Raw genomic sequence first — 24,923 nt, 5'->3', positions numbered from 1 at the left:
CATGACCGACCCGTCGACGGCAGACCAGCCGGTGCTCCGGCTGGGGGCACGCACCTCGCCGCTCGCCCGGGCCCAGGTCGACCTGGTGGCGGGGCTGCTGGCCGCCCGGGGCGCCGGGTCCTCGTTCGTCGGCGTGACCACCTCCGGTGATCTTGACCTCCGGCTGCTGACCGAGATCGGCGGCACGGGGGTCTTCGCGCTCGGGGTCCGGGAGGCGCTGCGCGCCGACAAGATCGACTGCGCGGTCCACTCGCTCAAGGACCTGCCCACCGCGGCGGAACCTGATCTTGAGGTGATCGCCGTCCCCGTCCGCGAGGACGTCCGCGACGTCCTCGTCGGCGCGCGGCTCGACGACCTCCCCGACGGCGCCAGGGTCGGCACCGGCGCGCCCCGCCGGGCGCTCCAGCTGCAGGACTGGGCCCGGCTGCAGGGCCGGCACCTCGAGGTCGTGCCCGTGCGCGGGAACGTGGACACGCGGATCGAGCTGGCCCGTGGTGGCGGGCTCGACGCGGTGGTCCTGGCGGGGGCCGGGCTGCGGCGCCTGGGCTACCTCGGCGTGGGCGACGACTTGTCGGGATCTGACAAAGAGGACACCGTTGTCAAAGGGCTGCCGTCGCAGATCCTCGACGAGGCCCTGATGCTCCCGGCCCCCGGCCAGGGTGCTCTGGCCCTCGAGATCCGGCGCTCCCTCGACGGGCCCGCGCGCGAGGCCGTCGCCCTGCTCGACGACGCGGTCGCGCACGCCGAGGTCCGCGCGGAGCGCGCCTTCCTCGCGACGCTCGAGGCCGGGTGCACCGCACCGGTGGGGGTGCGTGCCCGCGTCACCGGTCGCCGTGGTAACGCCTTCGATTTGACTATGTCGGCCGTTGTTGAAAGAACGTTGCTGGACACGTTGTCAGGACTGACCAAACAGCCTCCGGTACGCACCGCCGTCTCCGGGTCGACCACCGACCCGGCGCAGCTCGGTGCGGACCTGGCCCGGTCGGTGCTCGACGAGCTGTCCGACGAGGTCCGGCGCACGAGCGCCGGGTCTGCGCCTGCCCGACACGAGAGAGCCACGTGAGCACAACCTCGGTCCCCACCTCTTCCGACTCCGCCTCGAGCCCTGCGAGCTCGTCGACCACCCGCGGCCGCGTGATCTTCGTGGGTGCGGGACCGGGCGATCCTGATCTTCTGACCCTGGGTGCGATCGCCGCGCTCGCCGACGCGAGCGCCGTGATCTTGGACGACGACCGTCAGCGCGAGATCCTCGGCCACCCGGCGATCACGCTCGGCAGCGAGGCGTCGGTCACGACCCTCGGCTTCGGCGACGGGCAGAAGCCGCTCACGCCGTCCGCCCGGGCGCGCATCGTCCTCAAGCAGGCGGCCGGCGGCGGGCGCGTCGTGCGCCTCGTCACCGGCGACCCCTTCTGGGACAACGCGGTGGCCGACGAGGCCGCGGCCTGCGTCCGCGGGGGCATCGACTTCGAGGTCGTCCCGGGCGTCTCCAGCCTGACCGCCGTCCCCGAGTACGCGGGCATCGACCTGGTGCACGCCGGCGGGGTGCAGTTCGCGTCGATGACCGACGGCCGCTTCACCAAGGTGAGCACCGCACCCTGGGGCAACGCCGCGACCGTGGTCGTGAGCACCCTGGTCGGGCACCTCTCCTCCCTCGTCGACGCCGCCCGCGCGGCGGGCCGTCCCGGTGACGACCACGTCGTCCTGACGCTGCACGGTGGTAGCACCAACCAGGTCACCGTGCCCTGCCTGCTCGACGAGGTCGTCGTCGCCGTGTCGGCCACAGAGGCCCCCGGCAACGACCCGGTCCACGTGATCATGGGCGTCGCCGCCGAGCAGCGCGGCGAGCTCAGCTGGTACGAGACCAAGCCGCTCTTCGGCTGGCGCGTGCTCGTCCCGCGGACCAAGGACCAGGCCTCGGCCATGGTCGCGCGGCTGCGGACGTACGGCGCGCACAGCGAGGAGGTGCCGACCATCTCGGTCGAGCCGCCGCGCAGCCCGCTGCAGATGGACAAGGCGATCCGCGGTCTCGTCGAGGGCCGCTACGAGTGGATCGCGTTCACCTCGGTGAACGCCGTCAAGGCCGTCCGCGAGAAGTTCGAGGAGTACGGCCTCGACGCCCGGGCGTTCTCGGGCCTCAAGGTCGCCGTCGTCGGCGACGTCACCGCCGCCGCCCTCCGCTCGTGGGGCATCGAGCCCGACCTGGTGCCGCGCGAGGAGCAGTCCGCCGCCGGCCTCGCCGCCGAGTTCCCCCCGTACGACGAGGTCCTCGACCCGATCAACCGGGTCTTCCTGCCGCGTGCGGACATCGCCACCGAGACGCTCGCCGCCGGGCTCATCGAGCTCGGCTGGGAGGTCGAGGACGTCACGGCCTACCGCACCGTCCGGGCCGCCCCGCCGCCCGCCGCCGTGCGCGAGGCGATCAAGACCGGCAAGTTCGACGCCGTCGTCTTCACGTCGTCCTCGACGGTGCGCAACCTCGTCGGCATCGCCGGCAAGCCGCACCCCGGCACGATCATCGCCGCGATCGGCCCTGCCACGCAGAAGACGTGCGAGGAGCACGGGCTGCGCGTCGACGTCGTCGCGTCGAAGCCGTCCGTCGTCGACCTCGCCGACGCGCTGGCGGCCTTCGCCGCGGACCGTCGCGACGCCATGGTCGCCGCCGGCGAGCCGGTGCTGCGCCCCTCGCAGCGCAAGGCGCCGACCCGCCGCGTCTGAGCTCAGGACGCAGCCACCCCACCGGGTGGCTGCGTCCCTCTCGGCAGCAGGGTCATGAGGCCGGCCGCCACGACGTAGAGCCCGACCTGCCAGGGCAGCACGGCCGCGAACGCCTCGGCGTAGGCCGGGCCCGGCCCGACCTCCGCGCCCGTACGGCCCGCCCGGGTGAAGAAGAGCGCGCCGAGCGCGGCGACCCCCAGTGCGCCCGCGACCTGGTTGACGGTGGACAGCACCCCAGCGGCGGCTCCGGCCGCGCGTCGCGGGACAGCCGCCAGGACGAGGTCGACCAGCGGCGGGGCCGCGAGCCCGAGCCCGAGCCCGCCGACGAGCAGCGGTGCGCCGACCTGCCACCACGTCGGCCGGTCGGTGTGCCCGACCACCCACCACAGGCCCAGGTGCGAGGCGGCGATCACCAGGCTGCCGGTGATCAGCAGGCGGCGGCCGTGCCGCGCCGCGAGCGCGACCCCCAGCCCGGACGTGACCAGCGAGCCCAGCGCGTACGGCAGGGTGACCAGGCCGGTCGTGAGCGCGCTGCGGCCGGTGCCCTCCTGCAGGTAGACCGACAGCAGGAGGAAGAACGACGCGATCCCCCCGAAGAACGTCGCCGACGCCGCGAGCCCGCCGCTGAACCCCCGGTCCGCCAGCAGGCGAGGGTCGAGGACAGGCTGCGCGCCGCGGGCGACGAGCCCGCGCTCGACGCCGAGGAAGACCGCCAGCCCGACCACGCCGGCGAGGAGCAGGACCCAGCCCCACACCGGCCAGCCCCAGGTTCCTCCCTGGACGAGCGGCAGCAGCACCAGCACCAGCGAACCCGCCAGCAGTCCCGCCCCGACCAGGTCGAGGCGACCGGGGCCGGGCTGGCGGGACTCGGGCAGCACCCGCCACCCGATCGCGAGGGCGACGAGGCCGATCGGCACGTTCACCCAGAACACGGTGCGCCACCCCAGCCCGAGGAGGTCCGTCGTCACCAGCAGTCCTCCGAGCAGCGGACCGGCGATCGACGCGAGGCCCTGCACCGCCCCGTACGCCCCCAGCGCGGCGCCCGTCTGCCGTGGGTCGAGGGAGGAACGGATGATCCCGAAGACCTGCGGCACCATGACCCCCGCTCCCAGCCCCTGGACCACACGGGTCGCGACGAGCACCCCGGCCGTCGGGGCGAGCGCGCAGGCCGCGGACGCCACGACGAAGACCGCCAGCCCGCCCAGGAACGCCCGCCGTCGCCCGTACGCGTCCCCGAGCCGGCCCCCGGTGACGAGCGCGGCGCCGAGCGACAGGGCGTACGCGGCGACCGTCCACTGCACCTGGGAGGGCGAGGCGCCGAGGGAGGCGCGGATGCTCGGGGCGGCGACGGCCACGATCGTCACGTCGACGAGGTCCATGAAGGCGGCCACCAGGACGACGGCGACCACGGCGCGGGGAGAGCTGGGCGAGGAGCCGGCGTGCGCCGGCGAGGAAGCGGTCATACGGTCACTCTCGGAGGCAACCCGGACACGGGGTGTCGTCCTTCACGAGGTTCCGTCCGAAGGGGGTCGACGCATGGCGCGGACGGCAGGACGCTCGCTCGAGCTCCTCTCGCTGCTGCAGGCCGCCGACCGCTGGAGCGGACCCGCGCTCGCGGCACGGCTCGGCGTGAGCGTCCGCACCCTCGGGCGCGACATCGACACGCTCCGCGAGCTCGGCTACCCGGTCCACGCCAGCGGTGGACGCGACTCGACCTACCGGCTCGGCGCCGGCAGCCGTCTGCCCCCGCTCGTGCTGGACGGGGAGCAGGCGGTTGCCGTCTCCCTGGCCCTGCAGACGTCGCCCACCTCGGTGCTGGGTCTCCGCGAGGCGGCCGAGCGGGCTCTCGCCACGCTCGCGCGCGTGATGCCCGCGCCGCTGCGGGCCCAGGTCGACGCCACCAGGGTCACGACGATCCGCAACGTGTGGGAGTTCTCGGCGCCGCCGATCGCGCCCGACGTGCTGAGCGCCGTCGGCGACGCCGTGCGTCGGAGCCACGTGCTGCGTCACGACGTCCTGCGGCCCGACGGCAGTCGTCCGGAGCCCCACGACCCCGACTTCCGACCGCCGCTGCGCGTGGAGCCCCACCACCTGGCGCTGTGGGCCGGCCGCTGGTACCTCGTCGCCTTCGACCTCGACCGCCGGGCCTGGGCGGTCTTCCGGGTCGACCGGATCCACCCGCTGTCGCCCACCGGCCAGCCGTTCGTACGCCGCTCCCTTCCCGGCGGCGACGTCGCCCGCTTCGTCCGAAGCAGTCCCGACCGCGGCGACACCCCCGCCGCCTGGCAGTGCCTCGGGCGTGCGGTGCTCGAGCTGCCAGCCGACGTCGTCGCCCGCTGGGCGCCGGGCGGTTCGGTAATCGAGCGGGTCGACGGGGGGCGTACCTGCATCACCGTCGGCGCGTGGTCCTGGGCCGGCATCGCCGGCATCCTGGCCACCTTCGACGTCGACCTCACCGACGTGCAGCCCGCCGAGCTCCGGGCTGCCTGCCACACCCTCGCGAGCCGGTTCCGCACGACCTGAACCGACGTCCCCAGGGTTGTCCACAGATGTGAACAAGCGTTCGAATAGTCGCGTCGGCGTCGACAGGCGCTGTGAGACGGCTGGAGGTGACGCGCTACTTCTGCTTAGGTGAGGCAACCCTAAGTAGGAGGACAGATGGACCGACGGCACTTCCTGGGCGGCATGGGAGCGGCGGCGACCGCCCTCGCGCTGTCGTCCTGCTCGGACAGCACCAGCGCCGGCAGTGGCGCGGCGGCCGGCCCGGCTGCGGCCCCGAGCAGCGCCTCGACCTGGTCGGTCGTGCACCGGTACGGGACGACGACGGTCTCCGGACCGCCGCAGCGCGTGGTGACGCTCGGCCAGACCGACCACGACGCCGCGATCGCGTTGGGCGTGGTGCCGGTGGCGGTGGGCGGGTTCCTGGGTGGGTCGTACACGCCGTTCCGCCCCTGGAACTCCGCGGGCCTCGACACCCGGCCGCCCGTCCTCGACATGCAGGAGATCGCGTTCGAGAAGGTGGCGGCGCTCGCGCCCGACCTGATCCTCGCGGTGATGAGCGGGGTGACGAAGGAGGACTACGCCAAGCTCACCCGGATCGCCCCGACGGTGGCGCAGCCGGTCGACGCCGAGGACTGGGCGGTGCCGTACCGCCCGCACACCGAGCACGTCGGGCAGGCGCTGGGCAGGCCCGACGCCGCGGCGGCGCTGGTCTCCGAGCTCGACGACGCCTTCGCGAAGGCCCGGACGGACCACCCGGAGCTGGCCGGGCGTACAGCGATCTGCGCGGAGGTCTTCGGCGGCCAGTACGCGGTCCTCGGGGCGTCCGCGCCGCGCAACCAGTTCCTCACCGACGTCGGGATGACTCTCGACGCGCCTCTGGCCGCCCTCGCGGGCAAGGGCTACAACGCACCGCTGAGCCCGGAGAAGCTCGACCTGCTGGACTCCGTCGACGTCGTCGTCTGGACCACGGAGGTGGCGTAGGAGAAGGACCTCCTCGCCGACCCGCTGGTGAAGGCGCTGCGGAGCACGCAGGAGGGGCGCTATGTCCTCGCCGCGAACGGCGGCAACGACGACCTCCTCTACTCGATGGACTGGGGCAGCGTGCTGAGCAACCGCTGGGCGCTCGAGCAGGCGCTGCCCCGGATCGTCCGGGCGGCTGACGGCGACCCGGCGACGGACGCGAACGCCTGAGAGCTGTCGGTCCGGCCGAGACGGCACGCACGGCGGGACCCGCGCTCACCCGGTCTCGAGCAGGTCGTCACCGGTGAGCGGCACAACCGCCTCGTCGGTGGCGAGGTGCAGGGGAGCCAGCGGAACACCCGTCTGCCGCGCGGCCTCGAGCAGGGCCCGGCCCCAGCGCCGGTCGCTCGCGCGGACGCCGGCGGGACCGGGTCGGCTGAGCAGCACGGCGACCCGGCCGAGGTCGTGCTCCCGGCGGACCTCCCGGCAGAGCCGCAGCAGGGAGTCGGCCTCGCCCTCGCGCGGGCTGTCGGGCACGTCGTCGATCTGCATCAGCAGCTCGGTGGGCCGGTCGTCGGGCTGCAGGAACAGCAGCCAGAGCCGGCGCCCGGCGAAGCCGAGCGGGCCCATCATCGCCCGCCACTGCCGGTGCAGGGCGGCCTGCGACCGGAGCGGGGCGATCTCGTGGAGGGGGAGCAGGGGAGGGATGTCGTCGTCCATGCGGGGCAGCCTCGCCGTTCGGACCGGCCGTACAGGCCCGCTCGCGAGGTTGTGCACAGACCCCGTCGGGACGGACGACACCTGGCCCCCCGGGGAGACACCTCAGCCTCCCGACGGTGGATGCGGGCCCGCTTCGTGAGGTTGTCCACAGGTGCTGAGAGGGGCCGGAAGGCGTTCGGCGACTAGATTGGGTGGGTGCCTCAGACGTCGCTCCGACAGCGTCCGCGTCGCCTGCGCACCTCGCCGGCGATGCGGGCGATGGTCGCGCAGACGAGCGTCGAACCCCGCCAGCTCGTGCTCCCCGTGTTCGTCGCGGAGGGCCTCACGGAACCGCGCCCGATCAGCTCGATGCCCGGCGTCGTGCAGCACACGCTGGACACGCTGCGCAAGACCGCCGTCGAGGCGGCGCAGGCCGGGCTGGCGGGCGTGATGCTCTTCGGCGTCCCGTCGGAGAAGGACGCCCGGGGGTCCGGCGCGGTCGACCCGCACGGCATCCTCACCGAGGCCGTCCGGGCCGTGCGCGAGGAGGTCGGCGACGACTGCCTCGTGATGACCGATGTGTGCCTCGACGAGTTCACCGACCACGGCCACTGCGGGGTCCTCACCCCGTCGGGCGCGGTCGACAACGACGCGACGGTCGAGATCTACGCCGAGATGGCCGTCCTGCACGCGGAGGCCGGCGCCCACGTCGTCGCCCCCAGCGGGATGATGGACGGCCAGGTCGGGGCGATCCGCGACGCGCTCGAGGCCGCGGGCCACGTCGACACCGCGATCCTCGCGTACGCGGCGAAGTACGCCTCCGCCTTCTACGGCCCGTTCCGCGAGGCCGTCGCCAGCTCGCTGCAGGGCGACCGCAAGACCTACCAGCAGGACGGGTCCAACCTGCGCGAGGCGCTGCACGAGGTCGCGCTCGACCTCGCCGAGGGCGCCGACCTCGTGATGGTCAAGCCCGCTCTGGCCTACCTCGACGTCATCCGCGCCGTCCGCGAGGTCGTCGACGTGCCCGTCGCGGCCTACAACATCTCCGGGGAGTACGCCATGGTCGAGGCCGCCGCCGCGAACGGCTGGATCAACCGCGAGGCCGCGATCGGGGAGACGCTCACGTCGATCCGCCGTGCCGGGGCGGACATCGTCCTCACCTACTGGGCCCTGGAGTGGGCCCGGCGCTGGGGGTCGGCGCGATGACCCAGGTGCAGCTCCCCGAGACCTCGGTCGACACCCGCTCCGCCGCCGCGTTCGCCCGCGCCCGCGAGGTCATCCCGGGCGGCGTGAACTCGCCCGTGCGCGCCTTCCTGTCCGTCGGCGGCACGCCGCGCTTCATCGCCCGCGCGCAGGGGCCCTACCTCTACGACGTCGACGGCAACGAGCTGGTCGACCTCATCTGCTCGTGGGGCCCGATGCTGCTGGGACACGCGCACCCCGAGGTCCTCGGGGCCGTCGCGGAGGCGGCGCAGCACGGGACCTCGTACGGCGCCCCCACCCAGGCCGAGGTCGACCTGGCCGCGGCGATCGTCGACCGCACGCCGGTGGAGATGGTGCGCCTGGTGAACTCCGGCACCGAGGCGACCATGTCGGTGCTGCGCCTCGCCCGCGGGATCACCGGCCGCGACAAGATCGTGAAGTTCGCCGGCTGTTACCACGGCCACGTCGACTCGCTGCTGGCCGCGGCCGGCTCCGGCGTCGCCACGCTGGCCATCCCGGGCACGCCCGGCGTCACCGAGTCGACGACGGCCGACACGATCGTGCTGCAGTACAACGACCGGGCGGCGGTGCGCGAGGCGTTCGCGACGTACGGCGACTCGATCGCCTGCCTGATCACCGAAGCGGCCTGCGGGAACATGGGCGTCGTCCCGCCGGGCGTCGAGGACGGGGTCGGCTTCAACACCTTCCTGTCCGACATCTGTCACGCCCACGGCGCGCTGTTCATCAGCGACGAGGTGATGACGGGCTTCAGGGTGACCGCCTCGGGCTGGCACGGCGTCGACGGCGTCGTGCCCGACCTGATGACCTTCGGCAAGGTCATGGGCGGCGGCTTCCCGGCTGCGGCCTTCGGCGGCCGCGCCGAGCTGATGCACAGCCTGGCGCCGGTCGGCGGCGTCTACCAGGCGGGCACCCTGTCGGGGAACCCCGTCGCCACGAGCGCCGGGCTGACCACGCTGCGGCTGGCGACGCCGGAGGTCTACGCGCACGTCGACCGGGCCTCGGCGCTGCTGCAGCGCGAGGTGCACGACGCGCTCGACGCGGCGAGCGTGCCGCACGTCATCCAGTCCGCCGGGAACATGTTCAGCGTCTTCTTCGTGGGTGAAGACGTGGACGCCGTTCCGGACTACGCGACCGCGTCGACGCAGGTGACGACGCGCTACTCGGCGTTCTTCCACTCGATGCTCGACCACGGCGTCTACCTGCCGCCCAGCGCGTACGAGTCCTGGTTCCTCTCGAGCGCCCACGACGACCGCGCCCTCGACCGGGTGGTCAGCGCGCTCCCGGCCGCCGCCGCCGCGGCCGCGGGGGTCTGACGTGAGCAGCGAGCCGAACCGCACGGTCGTCCACCTCGTCCGGCACGGGCAGGTCTACAACCCGGTCGGGCTCATCTACGGCCGGCTGCCCGACTACCACCTGTCCGACACCGGGCGCGCGATGGCCGGGCTCGTCGCCGAGCACCTGCGCGGGCGCGACGTCGTCCACCTGCGCTGCTCGCCGCTCGAGCGTGCGCAGGAGACGATGGAACCGGTCGTCGACGTGTTCGGCCTGCCCGTCACGACGGACGACCGCGTGATCGAGGCCGACAACTACCTCGAGGGCATCAAGGTCACCCTCGCGGGGACGATCCGCCGGCCGCAGAGCTGGTGGCTGTTCCGCAACGCGCTGCGTCCGACCTGGGGCGAGCCGTACACCGAGATCGTCGCCCGCATGCGGCTGGCGATCCGGGACGCGGAGGAGGCGGCCCGCGGGCACGAGGCGGTCATCGTCTCCCACCAGCTGCCGATCTGGATGGCCCGCTGCGACGCGGAGGGGCGCCGGCTGGCGCACGACCCCCGCAGGCGGGAGTGCAACCTCGCCAGCGTCACGTCCCTCACCTTCGTCGACGGCCGGGTCGCCGCCGTCGACTACGCCGAGCCCGCGGCAGAGCTCTACACCGCCCGCAAGACGCGGAAGTTCGTGGCCGGTGCCTAGCCGCCGCCGCACGCTCGCGCTGGGTGCCGTGGCGGCCGCCGCGGTGCTGCTGGCCGGCTGCTCGGCGACGGGGGCCGACGAGCCCACGCGCGGCGCGGACCAGCAGGGCTACATCGGCTCGAGCGGTGCGCTGACCCGGATCGATCCCGACCAGCGCACGACCGGTCCCGTCGTCACCGGTCAGCGCCTCGGCGCCGACGACAAGACGGTGTCCTCGACGGACTACCCGGGCAAGGTCGTCGTGCTGAACGTCTGGGGCTCGTGGTGCCCGCCGTGCCGCCAGGAGGCCGCCGGCCTGCAGGCCGCGAGCGAGGCGACGAAGGCGGACGCCCAGTTCCTCGGCATCAACACCCGGGACTTCTCCCCGGCCGCGCCCGAGGCGTTCCTGCGCACCAGCGGCGTGACCTACCCGAGCATCTTCGACCCCTCCGGCAAGAGCCTGCTGCAGCTCAACGGGCAGGTCCCGCCGAGCGCGATCCCGTCCACCCTGGTGCTCGACCGCCAGGGCCGCGTGGCCATCCGCGTGCTCGGCCCGATCTCCGAGGCGACCCTCACGGACATGGTCGACGAGGTCGCGGCCGGCCGGTGAAGCCGTACGCGCTGGTCCCGCTCGACCTGTCGACCTGGGCGCAGCAGGCCGTCGGGGGCTCGATGCTGCTCGCGCTGCCCGTCGCGCTCGCCGCAGGCCTGGTCTCCTTCTTCTCGCCGTGCGTCGTGCCGCTGCTGCCGGGCTACCTCTCGTACGCCACCGGCCTCGGTGCGGCGGAGGTGGTCGAGGGCACGCGGCGACGGGGGCGGATGCTCGCCGGCACGTCGCTCTTCGTGCTCGGGATCGCGGCCGTGTTCGTGGTGACCGGCGCGATCGTGGGGAGCGCGGGCGTGCTGCTGCTGACCCACGCGGACGCGATCAGCCGGGTGCTCGGCGTCCTGATCATCGGCCTCGGGCTGATGTTCGCCGGGGTGGTCCCGCTCGGTCGTCGCGACCTGCGCATCCACCGGCTGCCGAAGGTCGGCGTGGCCGCGGCCCCGCTGCTGGGCGTCGTCTTCGCGCTCGGCTGGACGCCGTGCATCGGCCCGACCCTCGGCGTCGTCTACAGCCTGGCGCTGAACGAGGGGACCGCGCTGCGCGGCGCCCTGCTGGCCTTCGTGTTCGCGCTCGGGCTGGGGGTGCCGTTCGTGGTCGCCGGCCTCCTCTACACCCGGGTGTCGCGGGCCGTCGGCTTCCTGCGCCGTCACCAGGTGGCCCTCATGCGCACCGGTGGCATCCTCATGGTGGTGGTCGGTCTGCTGCTCGTCAGCGGGCTGTGGACGCTCATCACCGCCGACCTCCGGCAGACCTTCGCGACCTTCACCCCACCGATCTGAGCCCCGCAGTGACGAAGAGACGATGACCGACACCCAGACCCGCCCCGCGGGCCACGCCGACTCCCGGCCCGAGCCGACGGGTCCCGACCTGCCCCGGCTGGGCTGGCGCGGCACCCTGCGGTTCGTGTGGGCGCAGCTCACCTCGATGCGCACCGCGCTGGTGCTGCTCTTCGCGCTGGCCGTCGCGGCGATCCCCGGCTCGCTCATCCCGCAGCGCCGCATCTCCCCGGTCCGCGTCGACGACTTCATCGCCGCGCACCCCACGCTCGGCCCGCTCTACGACAAGGTCGGGCTCTTCGGCGTCTACTCCTCGCCGTGGTTCTCGGCGGTCTACCTGCTGCTGTTCGTCTCGCTCGTCGGCTGCATCGTCCCGCGGCTCCGCGTCTACACCCGGGCGCTGCGTGCGCAGCCGCCGCGCACCCCCCGGAACCTCCGCCGCCTGCCCGCGTACGCCACGGCCGAGATCGCCCCCGAGGACACCGAAGGGGCCGCGACGGTCCTCGAGCGGGCCGCCCGCGAGCTGAAGCGCCAGCACTACCGGGTCCGCGTCGAGGAGGGTTCCGTCGCCGCCGAGCGCGGCTACCTCCGCGAGGCCGGCAACCTCGTCTTCCACATCAGCCTGCTGTTCCTGCTGCTCGGCGTCGCCGTCGGTGCCCTCTGGGGCTACCGCGGCAGCAGCGTCGTGATCGTGGGGCAGGGCTTCTCGAACAGCGTCACCCAGTACGACGACCTGACGGCGGGGGCGTGGTTCAAGGCGACCAGCCTCAAGCCGTTCAACGTCGTGGTGAAGGACTTCCAGGTCAAGTTCGAGACCGGGCCGGTCCAGACGGGCGCCGCGCGGCTGTTCCGCGCCGACCTCGACGTGACCGAGGCCCCGGGCGACCCCACGAAGCCGGTCGCGCTGGAGGTCAACCACCCGCTGCGCGTCGACGGCTCGACGGTCCACCTGATCGGCCACGGGTACGCGCCGATCGTCACGGTCAAGGACGGCCAGGGCAACGTGGCCTTCTCCGGACCGGTCGTCTTTCTGCCGCAGGACGGCAACTTCACCTCGGCCGGCGTGGTCAAGGTGCCGGACGCGCGTCCCGACCGGATCGCGCTGCAGGGCTTCTTCCTGCCGAGCGCGGTCCAGCAGGGCGACCAGGCGCCGACCTCGGCCTTCCCCGACGCGCTCAACCCCGCGCTGTTCGTCAACGTGTGGTCCGGGGCGCCGGTCCCTGAGACGGGCAAGGCCGAGAACGTCTACTCCCTCGACACCGCGGGCCTGACCCAGGTCAAGGGCGACGACGGGGCGCCGCTCCGGATCGCGCTGCAGCCGGGCCAGGGCGTCACCCTGCCGAACGGGCTGGGCTCCGTCCAGCTCGACGGCTGGAGCCGCTGGGTCAAGCTGCAGGTCGGGGACTCCCCGGGCGCGCCGCTGGCCCTGGGGTCGATCGCCTTCGCGGTGCTCGGCCTGTGCCTGTCGCTCTTCGTCCGGCCGCGTCGCGTCTGGGTGCGGCTGGCGAACCGAACTGAAGGTGAGCAGGGCTCTACAGTGGTCGAGATCGGTGGTCTCGACCGGGCGGACGCCCGCGGCGGTCTGACGGACGACGTGGACGAGCTGGCCACCCACCTGGCGACCGGAACCGCCGGTCCTCAGGCCCAGAAAGAGGCGAGCACGACGTGAACTACAGCTACTACTCGAGCGTCGCCCTGGTGAGCTCGGTCGTGGTCTACCTGCTGGCGTTCTTCGCGCACGCGGCCGAGTGGGCCGCGGCGCGCCGGGAGCCGGCGACCGAGGAGGTCGTCCAGCGCGAGCTGGTCACCGCGGGTTCCGCGGGTGGCGCACCGCTGGAGCACGACCGGATCGAGACCTACGCCCGGAACCTCGCGGACGCCCGGCTCGCCGACCTCCGGGTCGAGCAGTTCAACCGGATGGGCGTCTTCCTCACGGTGCTCGGCTTCCTGCTGAGCCTCATCGGGGTCGTCGGCCGCGGTCTGGCCGCCGGGCGCGCGCCGTGGGGCAACATGTACGAGTTCACGACGCTGGCCCTGGTCTTCGTCGTCGCCGCCTACCTGCTGATGGTGTGGAAGGCCGGCCTGAGCTGGCTCGGCCTGCCGGTGACGCTGCTCGTCACCGTGGGCAACGGCCTCGCCGTCACCGTCTTCTACGTCGCCGTCGCCCCGCTCGTGCCGGCGCTGCACTCGGTGTGGTTCCTCATCCACATCACCGCCGCCGCGATCGCCGGCGCCGCCTTCAACGTCGGCGGCCTGATGTCGATCCTCTACATCCTGAAGAAGCGTGCGGAGGACCGCGGCCAGGTCGGCGGCTACCTCGCCCGGCTCCCCACCTCGCGTCGCATCGACCTGATCACCTACCGCTTCCACGCCTTCGCGTTCCCGCTGTGGACGTTCACGGTCGCGGCCGGCGCGATCTGGGCCGAGTACGCCTGGGGCCGCTACTGGGGCTGGGACCCCAAGGAGACCTGGGCGCTCGTCACGTGGGTCATCTACGCCTGCTACCTGCACGCCCGCTCCACCGCGGGCTGGCGCGGCAACAAGGCCGCCGTCATCGCGATCGTCGGCCTGGCGTCCTTCTGGTTCAACTTCATCGGGATCAACCTGCTCGTCTCCGGCCTGCACTCCTACGCCGGCGTCTGAGCCCGACCGTCACGAGACGCTGACTCCCGACGTCCGTACCTCGCGGTACGGCGCCGGGAGTCAGCGTTTCTGCATCTGGTGAGGAGCTGGGGTCAGGCGCCCAGCTGCTCGCGCCAGGCCTTCCAGCCGCCGGCCACGTCCGTCGCGCGGTGCAGGCCCAGGTCCTGCAGGGCGGCGGCCGCCAGGCTCGACGTGAAGCCCTCCTGGCACAGCACGACGACCTGGAGGTCGTAGGCGGCGATCGGCAGGCGGGCGTCGCTCTGCGGGTCGAAGCGCCACTCGAGGACGTTCCGCTCGAGGAGCAGGACGCCGTCGGGGCCGCCCTGGACCTCGCGCTGGGCCGCCGGACGGATATCCACGACGACGGCGCCGGCCTCGCGGGCGGCGACCGCCTCGGCCGGCGTCAGCCGGTGCAGCCGGGAGCGGGCCTCGGCGAGGACCTCGTCGATGCTGCGCCGGCGTGCGACGTCCGCCGGGGCCGGGGGAGCGACGAGCGTGCTCACCAGGACACCCCCGCCAGGCGCGACTCGACCAGCCGGAGCCGGTCGCCCTCGCGGACGTAGCCGTTCATCCGGGTCAGCGCGGGCGCGTAGACGTGGATGCTCACCGCGGGCTCCAGGGTGGTGTTGGTGACGCGGTGGACGTGCCGGGTGCCGAAGGGCCGGATGCTGCCGGTCCCGAGCTCGCGGCTGGAGGCGACGACGGCGGACTCCTCGCCCTGCAGGACCGCGTGCTCCTCGGTCAGGGCGCCGCGGACGACGGTGAACGCGCCCGCGCTGCCGCCGTGGTCGTGCCAGTCGGTGCCCTGGCCGGGCACCCAGGTCAGGAGCCAGGCCTCGTGCTCGCGCGTGAGGGCGAGGCGGGCGTAGTAGCGGGAGACCGGGTCGTACTCGACCAGCGACTCCCACAGGTGGGTGTTGTCGGCCAGGCGGGTGGCGGTCGCGGCGAGGTCGACGAGATGACGCTTGGGCATGGTGATAAGAGCTCCAGGAAGACGGAGGAGGGATGACCGAGGGGCGGCAGGGGCCGGGCCCTCACGAGAGGCGCGCTAGGAGCGCGTGGTCATTCGACACACCGCGCTGGCCGTGAGGCCCAGGTCGATGTGCCGGCGCTGGTGCAGCGTCCTCATCCGGGTCGTTCCCTCTCTCTTCTCGTCGTGCGGTGCCCACGCTAGGACCGCGGCGGTGATGCTATTCCCTTGTCTCATCATAGGGAACATCGGGTTCGAGGACCGGGCGGCGTTCCGGGTCCGTGGTGAGGGGCCGGCTGGCACGATGGTCGCGTGCGACACTTCGACCTCTGCGTCATCGGCAGCGGCTCCGGCAACTCGATCGTCGACCCCGCGATGGACGACTGGTCGGTCGCCCTCGTCGAGGGCGGGACGTTCGGCGGCACCTGCCTCAACGTCGGCTGCATCCCCACCAAGATGTACGTCTACCCGGCCGACCTCGCGTCGTCGCCGGCTCAGGCCAAGGCGCTCGGCGTCGACCTCGACCTCGTCGACGTCCGCTGGCCCGACATCCGTGACCGGATCTTCGGCCGGATCGACCACATCAGCGAGGCCGGCCGCGAGTGGCGGGCCTCGGCGTCGAACGTGACCCTCTTCGAGCAGCAGGCGCACTTCGTCGGCGACCACGAGCTGCGGCTCGAGGCGCGCGACGGCCGTCCGGCGCAGACGATCACGGCCGACCGCTTCGTGCTGGCCGCCGGCAGCCGCCCGGTGATCCCGCCGATCGAGGGGCTGGACACGGTCGCGTACGAGACGTCGAGCACGATCATGCGGATCCCCGCCCCGCCGCGGTCCCTGGCCGTCATCGGCGGCGGCTACATCGGCGCGGAGCTGGCCCACGTGTTCGCGTCGTTCGGGACGAAGGTCACCATCGTCGCGCGGACGCCGACGATGCTCCCGCGCAGCGACCGCCAGGTCGCCGAACGCTTCACCGAGCTGTTGGGGCGCAAGGTCGAGATCCTCACGACGACGACGGTGGAGCGGGTGCGCACCGGTTCGTCGGGTTCGGGCGTCGTGCTGTCCACCCGCAGCGCGACCGGCGCCGAGCTCGAGATCGAGGCCGACATGCTCCTCGTCGCGACAGGCCGGGTCTCCAACGCGGACACCCTCGCCCTGGCGAGCACCGGCGTCGAGGTCGACGCGGACGGCCGCGTGGTCGTCGACGAGCACCAGCAGGCGGGCGCACCCGGCTTCTTCGCGCTCGGCGACATCTCCTCGGAGTACCAGCTCAAGCACGTGGCCAACCACGAGGCCCGCGTCGTCCGGCACAACCTCCTGCACCCCGACGCGATGGTGGCCGCCGACCACCGCTACGTCCCGCACGCCGTGTTCTCCGACCCGCAGGTCGCCGCCGTCGGGCTCACCGAGGAGGCGGCCCGGGAGCAGGGCCTGGACTACGCGGTCGGCATCCGTGACTACGGCGGGACCGCGTACGGCTGGGCCATGGGCGACGAGGACCACTTCGTCAAGGTCATCGCCGAGCGCACCACCGGCCGGCTGCTGGGCGCCCACCTCGTCGGCCCGCAGGCCTCCTCGCTGGTCCAGCCGCTCATCCAGGCGATGAGCTTCGGGATCCGCGCCCACGACGTCGCGCGCGGCCAGTACTGGATCCATCCCGCCATGAGCGAGGTGGTGGAGAACGCGCTGCTCGCTCTTCCGGCGCCCGAGGGTTCTCTCGACGTCTGACGCATTCGCGGTGGGCTGGGTGCCGTCGCGGCGCCGGACGACGGCGGCTCGCAACCATCCGCACGGGCGACGTCGCCTTCTCGCCGCGTGACGACTTCGGCGTACGCCCGTGCTCCCGCCAGACCCGTCCACGCTCCCCGCCGTCGTCCGGCGCCACTCCTTCAGCATCAGCCTCTGCGCGGGTGCGGCAGGCGTCTGGGTGCGGCGGCGCCGTGAGCAGCGCGTCCTGAGGGGTGCCCCGGCTCCGCTGCGGTCGCCCTCCTGCGCTCGCTCCGTCGCTGCCTGGACGCCCCCTGAGCCTGTCGAAGGGCCTCGAAGAGGTCGGCTCCACGCCGGCTAGGGCAGCAGGCGGTGCCTCAGACGCGCGACGCGGGTCTGACGGGCGTCGGGGTCGTCGCCGGCGCTGATCCAGCGGCCGTACTCGGCGCGGTGGTCCTCCGGCAGGGCGGACCAGGCGGCGCGCAGCTCGGCGTCGGTGTCGACCGCTGCGTCCAGCTCGGCGCAGGTGGTCGGGGCTGCGTCGACGAGCTCGGGCTCGTCGGCGGGTGCGGCGGGCTCGAGGACCACGTGCACCGTGTCGCCGGCGCTGACGCCGAGTGCAGTGAGGACCGCCTTGCGCAGGCCCAGGAACGTCCGGCCGCCGTACGCGCCGAGGGTCGCCTCGAACGACTCGGACCCGACGGTGACGAGCACACGTCGGGTACCGAGGTCGGCGACGACGGCCTTGGGCACGACGACCGCGTGGCTGCCGCGCCCGGACGCCCGGACCTCCGCGTCGAAGGCGGGCACGCCGGGCGCCGGTGGGGGAGGGGCGTCAGCCGCGACGGGTGCCGACGAGCTTCCAGGCGGCGGGCAGCAGGGCCGCGGCGACGACGATCTTGATGACGTCACCGATCAGGAAGGGCGCGACGCCCTTGGCCACCGCCGTGCCCAGGCCCATGCCCGTGCTGGCGGCGAGGCCGGCGACGCCGAAGGCGTAGATGACGACGTTGCCCAGGACCAGGAGGCCGGTGCTCTTGAGCACCTGGCGGTCGGCGCCCGCCTCGGCGAGGCGGCCGGCGAGCCACGCGGCGGCGACGAAGCCGACGACGTAGCCGAAGGACGGGAAGGCCCAGCCGCTCTGGTGCGCCGCGAACCACGGCACGCCGGCCGCGCCGGCCAGCAGGTAGAGCGCCATCGAGGCGGCACCGCGGCGGCTGCCGAGCGCGGCGCCGGCGAGCAGCACCGCGAAGGTCTGCAGCGACAGCGGCACGGGGGTGAAGGGGAGCGGGATCTGCACCAGCGCGCTCAGCGCGACGAAGAGGGTGCCGCCCACGACCAGGGCGACGTTGCGGACCAGGCCGCCCGGGACGACGTCCGCGAGCGTGCGGGGAGAGGCGCTGACCAGAGACATGGCTTTACCCTAGTGGGCGGGCCGGGCTCCCCGGAACGCGCTCAGCCGTCGACCTGCAGCTGCGACAGGGCGTCGCGCGCCGGCTGCACCAGCTCGGGCGTGGTGTCCGGGATCGAGGCGTAGTAGAGGCCGGAACGCTCCGTCCCCGCCTGCACGATCGCCAGGATCAGCAGCTCGCCCTTGGTGTCCAACCCGGCGATGTCGAAGGTCAGGTGGCTCTCGACGATCCAGGCCTCGTGGCCGTCGATCGTCGTCGCCTTGTTGACCTTGACGTCGCTGTTCACCGGGTTGTTGCCGTAGAACTTGCCGAGGACGCAGCGCACGACGATCTGGGAGCCCTGCTCGGGGGTGAAGAAGCCGTCCCCGGCCTGCAGCTCGCCGACCAGCACGGACGCGACCCAGCTGTTGCCCTGACCGTCGTAGTCGCTCTGGACGGGGACGTCCTGGCTCAGGACGTTGACGCCGAACGGCACCCGGGTCTCGCCCTGCGGCGCGCCCCACGGCGAGCCGAGCTGCGGGTAGGACAGCGGCCCGCCGTGCACGCGGCCGTCGGCCGGCGGGGCCACGGCGGAGGGGGAGTCGGAACGGTCGGCGGGGCAGACGTCGGTGGTGTCCTGGCCGCTCGCCCCACCACCGGCGGAGGTCCCGCCACCGCTGGTCGCGGCGCGGATGGCGAACACCGCGACGACGACGAGGACGAGGAGCAGCGCACCGGCCCCGACCCACCAGCCGATCCCGGAACGCTTCTTCTGGAGCTGCAGGTAGGGCGGCTGGCCGGGCTGACCCGGGGTGCCGGCCTGCCCGTACGGCTGCTGCCGTCCCGCGCCGGACGCGCCCGGGGCGTTCCCACCCGAGGCGCTCGCGCCCGGGGTCGAGCCGCCCTGGCCGTACGCGCCCTGGCCGTAGGAGCCCTGCCCGAACGAACCCTGGCCGTAGGAGCCCTGCCCGTAGGAGCCCTGCCCGTAGGAGCCCTGGCCGTAGGAGCCCTGCCCGTAGGAGCCCTGCCCGTAGGAGCCCTGGCCGTACGAGCCCTGCCCGTAGTTGGCGTGGGCGGTCGAGCCGGCGGTGCCGGCGGCGGAGCCGGGGTTCACGATGCCCTGCGGCGGCGGGGCCGATCCCGGGTCGGGGGTGGTCGCCGCGGACCACGCCTGCCCGTCCCAGTAGCGGTAGAGACCAGGGCCGCCGCCTGGATCGGGGTACCACCCGGCCGTCGCGCTCACGGGGCGAGTCTAGGAGGGGACGGGGGCCAGGCCAGCCCCGCGCGCCGCTTCACAGCCAGCCGTGACACAGACGAAACGCCCCCTGGGCCCGTGACGGGGCTCAGGGGGCGTCCGGACACGCTCGGTGACGTCGGCTCAGCCGAAGCGACCGGTGATGTAGTCCTCGGTGGCCTTCTCGGTGGGGTTGGAGAAGATCGTCTCCGTCGCCCCGACCTCGATCAGCCGACCCGGCTTGCCCTGCGCCGCGAGGTTGAAGAACGCGGTCCGGTCGCTCACCCGCGCGGCCTGCTGCATGTTGTGGGTGACGATCACGACCGTGTACTGCTCCTTGAGCTCGTTGATCAGGTCCTCGATCGCGAGCGTGGAGATCGGGTCGAGGGCCGAGCACGGCTCGTCCATCAGGAGCACCTGGGGCTCGACGGCGATGGCCCGGGCGATGCAGAGCCGCTGCTGCTGCCCGCCGGACAGGCCCATCCCGGCGCGGCCGAGACGGTCCTTGACCTCGTTCCACAGGTTGGCCGCGGTGAGCGACCGCTCGACGGCGTCGGAGAGCACGCCCTTGTTCTTGACGCCGTTCAGCCGCAGGCCGGAGGCGACGTTGTCGAAGATCGACATCGAGGGGAACGGGTTCGGCCGCTGGAAGACCATGCCGACCATCCGCCGCACCGCGACCGGGTCGACGCCGGGGGCGTAGAGGTCGGTGCCATCGAGGGTCACGCTGCCCTTGACGTGCGCCCCGGGGATCACCTCGTGCATGCGGTTGAGCGTCCGCAGGAAGGTCGACTTCCCGCAGCCGGACGGGCCGATGAAGGCCGTCACGGTGCGCGGCTCCACGGTCAGGGAGACGTCCTGCACGGCGTGGAACGCGCCGTAGTAGATGTCGACGTTCTTGGCGTCGATGCGCTTGGCCATGTTCTTACTTCTCCTTGAGCTTCGTGGCGCGCGAGATCCCGCGGGCGACGAGGTTGAGCAGCATGACGATGAGGATCAGGGTGAGCGCCGCCGCCCACGTCCGGTCGTAGCCGGGCAGGCTCGGCGCGACGTCGCGGCTCGAGTTGATCATGGTGGGCAGCGAGGCCATGGTCGCGCTGGTCGGCGAGAAGTTGATGCCCACCGCGTACGAGACCAGGATCAGCAGAGGCGCCGTCTCGCCCATGACGCGGGCGAGGCCGAGCATGACGCCGGTGGAGATGCCGCCGAAGGCGGTCGGGATGACGACCTGCAGGATCGTCTTCCACTTGGGGACGCCCAGCGCGTACGAGGCCTCGCGCAACGAGTCCGGCACGAGCTTGAGCATCTCCTCGGTGGACCGCAGCACCACGGGCAGCATCAGCAGCACCAGCGCGAGCGACACGGCGATCGCCGAGCGGCCGAGGCCGAGGATCGTGATCACCAGCGCGTAGACGAAGAGCGCCGCCACGATCGACGGGATCCCGCTGAGGATGTCGACGGTGAAGCTGACGACCCGGGCCGCCTTGGTGCCGCGGGCGTACTCGACGAGGAAGATCGCCCCGAGGACGCCGAGCGGCACCGCGATGACCGCGCAGATCACGCCGATCTCCAGCGTGCCGACGATGGCGTGGTAGGCGCCACCGCCTTCGCGCCGGGGGGTGATGCCGCGCTGGCTCTCGAGCCACCAGCTGGAGGTCAGCAGCAGCTTGTAGCCCTTGCTGATCACCGTCCACAGCACCCAGACCAGCGGGATGAGGGCGAGGACGGTGGCCAACCCGACGTAGACGGTCGCGAGACCGTTCTTCAGCGTCCGCGCCCCGCTCGGGCGGCCGAACGAGACCTTCGTGTCGTCGTTGCCGGCGGTCAGCCTGGTGGACGTGGCCATCACTTCACTCCCCGGTCGGCGATGGTCCGGGCCGCCGCGTTCACCAGGAAGGTGACCACGAACAGCACGAGGCCCGCAGCGATGTAGGCGCCGGTCTTGGACGGCGAGTCGAACTCGGACGCGTTGTTGGCGATCTTGCTGGCGAAGGTCTCGCCGCCGGCGAAGATCGACGGGGTGAACGCGCTCCCCGGAGCCGGCTGGCTCAGGATGATCAGGACCGCGATCGTCTCGCCGAGCGCGCGCCCCAGGCCGAGCATCGAGGCGCTGATCACGCCCGAGCGGCCGTAGGGGAGCACCGAGGTCCGGATGACCTCCCAGCGCGTGGCGCCGAGGGCGAGCGCGGCCTCGGTCTGGTCCCGCGGCGTCTGCTCGAAGACGTTCTTCGAGATGGAGGTGATGATCGGCAGGACCATGATCGCCAGGACGATGCCGGCGACGAAGACCGTGCTCTTGGGGTCGGAGACCGGGTCGAAGAGCGGGATGAACCCGAGCGTGCTCCCGATCCAGGCACCGATCGGGCCGAGGAACGGCCCGAAGACCGTGAGGCCCCAGAGGCCGAAGATGATCGAGGGGACCGCCGCCAGCAGCTCGACCAGGAAGCCCACCGGGCCCGCGACCCGCTTGGGCAGGTACTGGGTCAGGCAGAGGGCGACCCCGACCGCGACGGGCACGGCGATGACCAGGGCGACGACCGAGGACAGGACGGTCGTCCAGAGCAGGCCGAGGATGCCGAAGCGGAGGTCCCCGCCCGAGACCTGCCAGCTGCGCGAGAGGAAGAAGTTGTCCTGGTCGGCCAGGATGCTCGGCAGGGCCAGCACCAGCAGGAAGATGCCGACGAAGGCCACCAGCGCCACCAGCACGACGGCGGTGGCCTTGGTGAGCCCGCCGAAGACCAGGTCGCCGGTGCGGCTGATGGTCGCGAGCCTGACGCCGGAACCCGTCCGCTCGGGGCTGGTCGTCGTGGCGGTCCGGCCCGGCTTGGCGGCGAGGTGCTCGACGACCGGCACCGGGCTGTGCCGCGCCTGCTCGTCGTGCACCGGGGAGAGCGAGGGGTCGGCCGCGGCCGGGCTGCTCGCCAGCGGGTCGGGTTCGTCGGGCGGGCGGTAGCCCTCCGGTACGCCGTCGTCGAACCCCGCCCCGGCGTGGGCCAGCGGGTCGGCCACCGGCTCGACCGTGCCGGTCCTACCGTCGACGCCCGGCTGTCGGGTGGTGTCGGTCACTGTCAGCCCTTCTCGTTCACGCTGCGCGTCCTGCGGCTCTCGCGCCGGTGCCGCCCGGTCGGGCGTCACGACCCTGGGGGAGGTCGCGTGCCCGACCGGGCGGCACCGGTGGTGGGATCAGGAGATCGCGGAGACCGCGGCCTTGACCTTGGTCTGCAGGTCGGACGGCAGCGGGGCGTAGCCCTTGTCCGCCAGGCTGCCCTGCTCCTCGGTCGAGGAGAAGAAGGTCAGGAAGTCCTTGACCAGAGCGGTCTTCTGCGGGTCGAGACCCTTGCTGCAGACGATCTCGTAGGTGACGAGCAGCGCGGGGTACGCGCCGGCGGACTTGGGCTGGTAGTTCAGCTTGAGGGCCAGGTCGTTGCCGGTGCCGGCGACGGTCGCCTCGGAGACGGCCTTGCCGACCGAGTCACCGGTCAGCTCGGTCGCGCCGCTGCCGCTGTCGAGCTGCGCGATCTTGAGGTTGTTGTCGCTGGCGTAGCTCCACTCCATGTACGAGATGGAGTTCTTGGTGCTGCTGACGGCCTCGGCCACGCCGGAGGACTTGTTCTTGCCCTCGCCCGTGCCGGTCCAGGCCTTGGCCGGCTCCTTCGTCCACGCCTTGTTGCCGGCCGCGGCGAGGAACTTCGTCGCGTTCTCCGTGGTGCCCGACTCGTCGGAGCGGAAGAAGACGGTGATCGGGTCGCCCGGCAGGGTGACGCCGTCGTTCAGGGCGGCGATCGCCGGGTCGTTCCAGGTCTTGATGGTGCCGTTGAAGATGTTCGCCAGGACCTCGGCATTCATCGTCAGCTTGTCGACGCCGTCGACGTTGTACGCGAAGGCGATCGGGCCGACGACCATCGGGATGTTCCAGGCCTCGTTGCCGCCGCAGCGCTCCTTGGCCTTGTCGGCCTCGACCACGCCGTCGACGGCGGCGGTCTTCAGCGCGGAGTCGGAACCGGCGAAGTCGACCAGGCCGTTGTAGAACGACTTGATGCCGGCGCCGGAGCCGGTCGGGTTGTACTCGATGGTGGAGGCGTTGTTGCAGGCGGAGCCGTAGTCGGCGATCGCCTCGGTGATGGCGTTGCCCTGGGCGCTCGAGCCCTCGGCGTTCAGGCTGCCGGGAGGGCAGGTGAGGCCGGAGGCGTTGCTCGCGGACGAGCCGGAGCCCGAGGAGGAACCCGGGGCGGCGGTGCCAGCAGGGTCGGAGCCGCAGGCGACGAGGCTCAGGGAGGCCATCGCAGCGAGGGCGGCGAACGTGGTGTTCCGCGCGCGGCGGGAGGTGATCATGCAGATCCTTCAGACCGGTTGAGGGCTGCCGGGAGCGCACGTGCGCCCCCCGACGCCAGCCGACGGCTCGCCGGCTGATGCGGAACGTACGCAGGTCAGTTGTCCGGTTGGACCCTGCCAGGTGAACGCTAGGTGAACGGTCGTGCGCGACCCAGGAACCGGTCCGGAGTCGTCCCTGGACGTCCTCTTTCCTGCCCTAGGCTGCCCCGGCGTGACGACAGGGGAACAGCCCCGGACCAGGAGGAACGATGCGGCCGGACGTGTCCGTGATCATCCCGATGCACGACGCCGCCGCCACCATCGACCGCCTCGTGGCGTCGCTGCTGGCGATCGAGGCGCTCGACGTCGAGGTGGTCGTCGTCGACGACGCGTCGACCGACGGCTCGGCCGACCGGGTGGCCGCGCTGGGGCGTCCGGAGGTCGTCGTCGAGCGGCTGGCCACCAACCAGGGCGCGGGCATCGCCCGCAACCGGGGCTTCGCTTTGGCCCGCGGCCGCTACTCCCTCTTCTTCGACGCCGACGACGAGATCCACCCCGGCGCCCTCGCCACCGCGGTCCGCGGGCTCGACGAGACGAGCGCCGACGTCGCCTTCCTGCCCTACCGCTACCGCCGGGGCAACGTCCCGCACGACAGCATGAACGTCTTCGACCTCGCCGCCTGGGGCCGCTACGCCACCTCGCCGCGCCGGCTCACGCGCCTGTCCGACGTGCCCCAGCTGCTCGGGTTCTCGAGCTATCCGTGGAACAAGGTCCTGCGCACAGACCGCTACCGGACGACGGCTCTCCACTTCAGTGGGACGCCGGTCCACAACGACATCCTCGGGCACTGGCTGACGCTGCTGGACGCGGAGTCGGTGCTGCTCGTCGACGACCCGCTGTGCACGCACATCGTGGCGCAGGGCGGCCGGAACCTGACGAACCGCGAGAGCCGCGCCCGGCTGAGCCTGCTCGACGCGCTCGACGAGACGTACACCGCGCTCGAGCAGCGGCCGGACAAGCGCTACCGCTACGCCCACCACTACTGGGACTTCGTCCTGCGCGTCGGCGGCTGGGCGACGACCCGGCTGACGCCCGACGTGACCGACGAGTTCAACGTCGGCCTGCAGCGCCACCTGCTCCGCATGGACCTGGGCGACCTCGGCCGGATGCGGCTGCGCCGCGACCCGCTGCTCGCCGAGCTCCTGGTCCGTCGCTCGCTCGCCTGAGGAAGGAGACC

The 24,923-nt window shown here is 72.8% G+C and carries 25 protein-coding genes; 14 read left to right on the top strand and 11 right to left on the bottom strand.

Going from position 1 to position 24,923, the window contains the following annotated elements; genetic code table 11:
• The first annotated feature begins 1 nt into the window (after nt 1).
• Together hemC and ABD665_RS16710 are read left to right on the top strand one after the other, a co-directional pair.
• Complete coding sequence (gene hemC, locus ABD665_RS16715) at nt 2-1,063, top strand: hydroxymethylbilane synthase (RefSeq protein ID WP_344742537.1); 1,062 nt, start codon at nt 2-4, stop codon at nt 1,061-1,063.
• Nucleotides 1,060-2,715, top strand: coding sequence for a bifunctional uroporphyrinogen-III C-methyltransferase/uroporphyrinogen-III synthase (locus tag ABD665_RS16710; protein WP_204910074.1), 1,656 nt, complete (start codon nt 1,060-1,062; stop codon nt 2,713-2,715). Before hemC ends, ABD665_RS16710 begins: the two co-directional genes overlap by 4 nt.
• A gap of 2 nt (nt 2,716-2,717) precedes the next feature.
• Here the strand turns inward: ABD665_RS16710 and ABD665_RS16705 are convergent, their stop codons facing one another.
• Nucleotides 2,718-4,178 carry an MFS transporter gene (locus ABD665_RS16705; RefSeq protein WP_204910073.1) on the bottom strand — a complete coding sequence of 487 codons (1,461 nt, stop codon included), beginning with the start codon at nt 4,176-4,178 and terminating at the stop codon, nt 2,718-2,720.
• Nucleotides 4,179-4,251: 73 nt separating this feature from the next.
• Here ABD665_RS16705 and ABD665_RS16700 point away from each other — a divergent pair, with 73 nt between their 5' ends.
• The 3 genes from ABD665_RS16700 to ABD665_RS16690 all read left to right on the top strand — a co-directional run bounded on the left by ABD665_RS16700 (nt 4,252) and on the right by ABD665_RS16690 (nt 6,408).
• The gene (locus ABD665_RS16700; RefSeq protein ID WP_204910072.1) at nt 4,252-5,238 is read left to right on the top strand and encodes a WYL domain-containing protein; all 987 of its coding nucleotides are present in this window, start codon (nt 4,252-4,254) and stop codon (nt 5,236-5,238) included.
• Between the two features lie 135 nt (nt 5,239-5,373).
• Complete coding sequence (locus ABD665_RS16695) at nt 5,374-6,198, top strand: ABC transporter substrate-binding protein (protein ID WP_204913639.1); 825 nt, start codon at nt 5,374-5,376, stop codon at nt 6,196-6,198.
• Nucleotides 6,199-6,225: 27 nt separating this feature from the next.
• On the top strand, nt 6,226-6,408 hold the full coding sequence (locus ABD665_RS16690) for a hypothetical protein (RefSeq protein WP_204910071.1): 183 nt from the start codon (nt 6,226-6,228) through the stop codon (nt 6,406-6,408).
• Between the two features lie 45 nt (nt 6,409-6,453).
• On the opposite strand, the gene ABD665_RS16685 is transcribed toward ABD665_RS16690, so the two are convergent.
• On the bottom strand, nt 6,454-6,897 hold the full coding sequence (locus ABD665_RS16685; protein WP_204910070.1) for a hypothetical protein: 444 nt from the start codon (nt 6,895-6,897) through the stop codon (nt 6,454-6,456).
• A gap of 195 nt (nt 6,898-7,092) precedes the next feature.
• Here ABD665_RS16685 and hemB point away from each other — a divergent pair, with 195 nt between their 5' ends.
• The 7 genes from hemB (at nt 7,093) to ccsB (ending at nt 14,076) form a co-directional block, all read left to right on the top strand.
• Nucleotides 7,093-8,082 carry a porphobilinogen synthase gene (gene hemB / locus ABD665_RS16680; protein WP_344742535.1) on the top strand — a complete coding sequence of 330 codons (990 nt, stop codon included), beginning with the start codon at nt 7,093-7,095 and terminating at the stop codon, nt 8,080-8,082.
• Nucleotides 8,079-9,413, top strand: coding sequence for a glutamate-1-semialdehyde 2,1-aminomutase (gene hemL / locus ABD665_RS16675; protein ID WP_204910069.1), 1,335 nt, complete (start codon nt 8,079-8,081; stop codon nt 9,411-9,413). Before hemB ends, hemL begins: the two co-directional genes overlap by 4 nt.
• Nucleotide 9,414: 1 nt before the next feature.
• On the top strand, nt 9,415-10,071 hold the full coding sequence (locus ABD665_RS16670; RefSeq protein ID WP_204910068.1) for a histidine phosphatase family protein: 657 nt from the start codon (nt 9,415-9,417) through the stop codon (nt 10,069-10,071).
• On the top strand, nt 10,064-10,660 hold the full coding sequence (locus tag ABD665_RS16665; protein ID WP_204910067.1) for a redoxin family protein: 597 nt from the start codon (nt 10,064-10,066) through the stop codon (nt 10,658-10,660). Before ABD665_RS16670 ends, ABD665_RS16665 begins: the two co-directional genes overlap by 8 nt.
• Before the next feature lie 62 nt (nt 10,661-10,722).
• Nucleotides 10,723-11,436: a cytochrome c biogenesis protein CcdA gene (locus tag ABD665_RS16660; RefSeq protein WP_204913637.1), complete on the top strand. Its 714-nt coding sequence runs from the start codon at nt 10,723-10,725 to the stop codon at nt 11,434-11,436.
• Nucleotides 11,437-11,581: 145 nt separating this feature from the next.
• On the top strand, nt 11,582-13,102 hold the full coding sequence (gene resB, locus ABD665_RS16655; protein ID WP_344742595.1) for a cytochrome c biogenesis protein ResB: 1,521 nt from the start codon (nt 11,582-11,584) through the stop codon (nt 13,100-13,102).
• Nucleotides 13,099-14,076 (top strand): c-type cytochrome biogenesis protein CcsB, encoded by a 978-nt coding sequence (gene ccsB / locus ABD665_RS16650; RefSeq protein WP_344742534.1) that lies wholly within the window; start codon nt 13,099-13,101, stop codon nt 14,074-14,076. Before resB ends, ccsB begins: the two co-directional genes overlap by 4 nt.
• 92 nt (nt 14,077-14,168) lie before the next feature.
• On the opposite strand, the gene ABD665_RS16645 is transcribed toward ccsB, so the two are convergent.
• Nucleotides 14,169-14,579 carry a rhodanese-like domain-containing protein gene (locus ABD665_RS16645; RefSeq protein WP_204910065.1) on the bottom strand — a complete coding sequence of 137 codons (411 nt, stop codon included), beginning with the start codon at nt 14,577-14,579 and terminating at the stop codon, nt 14,169-14,171.
• Nucleotides 14,576-15,049: a cupin domain-containing protein gene (locus ABD665_RS16640; protein WP_204910064.1), complete on the bottom strand. Its 474-nt coding sequence runs from the start codon at nt 15,047-15,049 to the stop codon at nt 14,576-14,578. The genes ABD665_RS16645 and ABD665_RS16640 overlap by 4 nt, the downstream gene beginning before the upstream one ends.
• A 309-nt stretch (nt 15,050-15,358) precedes the next feature.
• Between ABD665_RS16640 and ABD665_RS16635 the strand changes: the two genes are divergently transcribed.
• On the top strand, nt 15,359-16,771 hold the full coding sequence (locus ABD665_RS16635) for a mycothione reductase (RefSeq protein WP_204910063.1): 1,413 nt from the start codon (nt 15,359-15,361) through the stop codon (nt 16,769-16,771).
• Between the two features lie 336 nt (nt 16,772-17,107).
• On the opposite strand, the gene ABD665_RS16630 is transcribed toward ABD665_RS16635, so the two are convergent.
• From ABD665_RS16630 to pstS, 7 genes are all read right to left on the bottom strand, one after another.
• Complete coding sequence (locus ABD665_RS16630; RefSeq protein ID WP_204910062.1) at nt 17,108-17,560, bottom strand: DUF1905 domain-containing protein; 453 nt, start codon at nt 17,558-17,560, stop codon at nt 17,108-17,110.
• A 25-nt stretch (nt 17,561-17,585) separates the two neighbouring features.
• Nucleotides 17,586-18,164 (bottom strand): biotin transporter BioY, encoded by a 579-nt coding sequence (locus ABD665_RS16625; protein WP_204910061.1) that lies wholly within the window; start codon nt 18,162-18,164, stop codon nt 17,586-17,588.
• Nucleotides 18,165-18,205: 41 nt separating this feature from the next.
• A complete protein-coding gene (locus ABD665_RS16620) occupies nt 18,206-19,384 on the bottom strand; it encodes a DUF2510 domain-containing protein (RefSeq protein ID WP_344742533.1) in 1,179 nt (392 codons plus the stop codon).
• A gap of 135 nt (nt 19,385-19,519) precedes the next feature.
• The gene (gene pstB / locus ABD665_RS16615; RefSeq protein WP_204910060.1) at nt 19,520-20,296 is read right to left on the bottom strand and encodes a phosphate ABC transporter ATP-binding protein PstB; all 777 of its coding nucleotides are present in this window, start codon (nt 20,294-20,296) and stop codon (nt 19,520-19,522) included.
• Between the two features lie 4 nt (nt 20,297-20,300).
• Entirely contained in the window at nt 20,301-21,221 is a 921-nt protein-coding gene (gene pstA / locus ABD665_RS16610) for a phosphate ABC transporter permease PstA (RefSeq protein ID WP_204910059.1), read from the bottom strand.
• Nucleotides 21,221-22,135 (bottom strand): phosphate ABC transporter permease subunit PstC, encoded by a 915-nt coding sequence (gene pstC, locus ABD665_RS16605; RefSeq protein ID WP_344742594.1) that lies wholly within the window; start codon nt 22,133-22,135, stop codon nt 21,221-21,223. Before pstC ends, pstA begins: the two co-directional genes overlap by 1 nt.
• A 423-nt stretch (nt 22,136-22,558) precedes the next feature.
• Entirely contained in the window at nt 22,559-23,707 is a 1,149-nt protein-coding gene (pstS, locus tag ABD665_RS16600; protein WP_204910058.1) for a phosphate ABC transporter substrate-binding protein PstS, read from the bottom strand.
• 248 nt (nt 23,708-23,955) lie between these two features.
• Here pstS and ABD665_RS16595 point away from each other — a divergent pair, with 248 nt between their 5' ends.
• Complete coding sequence (locus ABD665_RS16595) at nt 23,956-24,912, top strand: glycosyltransferase (RefSeq protein ID WP_204910057.1); 957 nt, start codon at nt 23,956-23,958, stop codon at nt 24,910-24,912.
• Nucleotides 24,913-24,923: the final 11 nt, after the last annotated feature.

The organism is Microlunatus spumicola, assembly GCF_039536445.1.
GTDB classification, from domain to species: Bacteria; Actinomycetota; Actinomycetes; order Propionibacteriales; family Propionibacteriaceae; genus Microlunatus; species Microlunatus spumicola.
The sequence above is the reverse complement of the archived record's forward strand: the minus strand, read 5'-3'. Positions and strand labels throughout refer to the sequence as shown.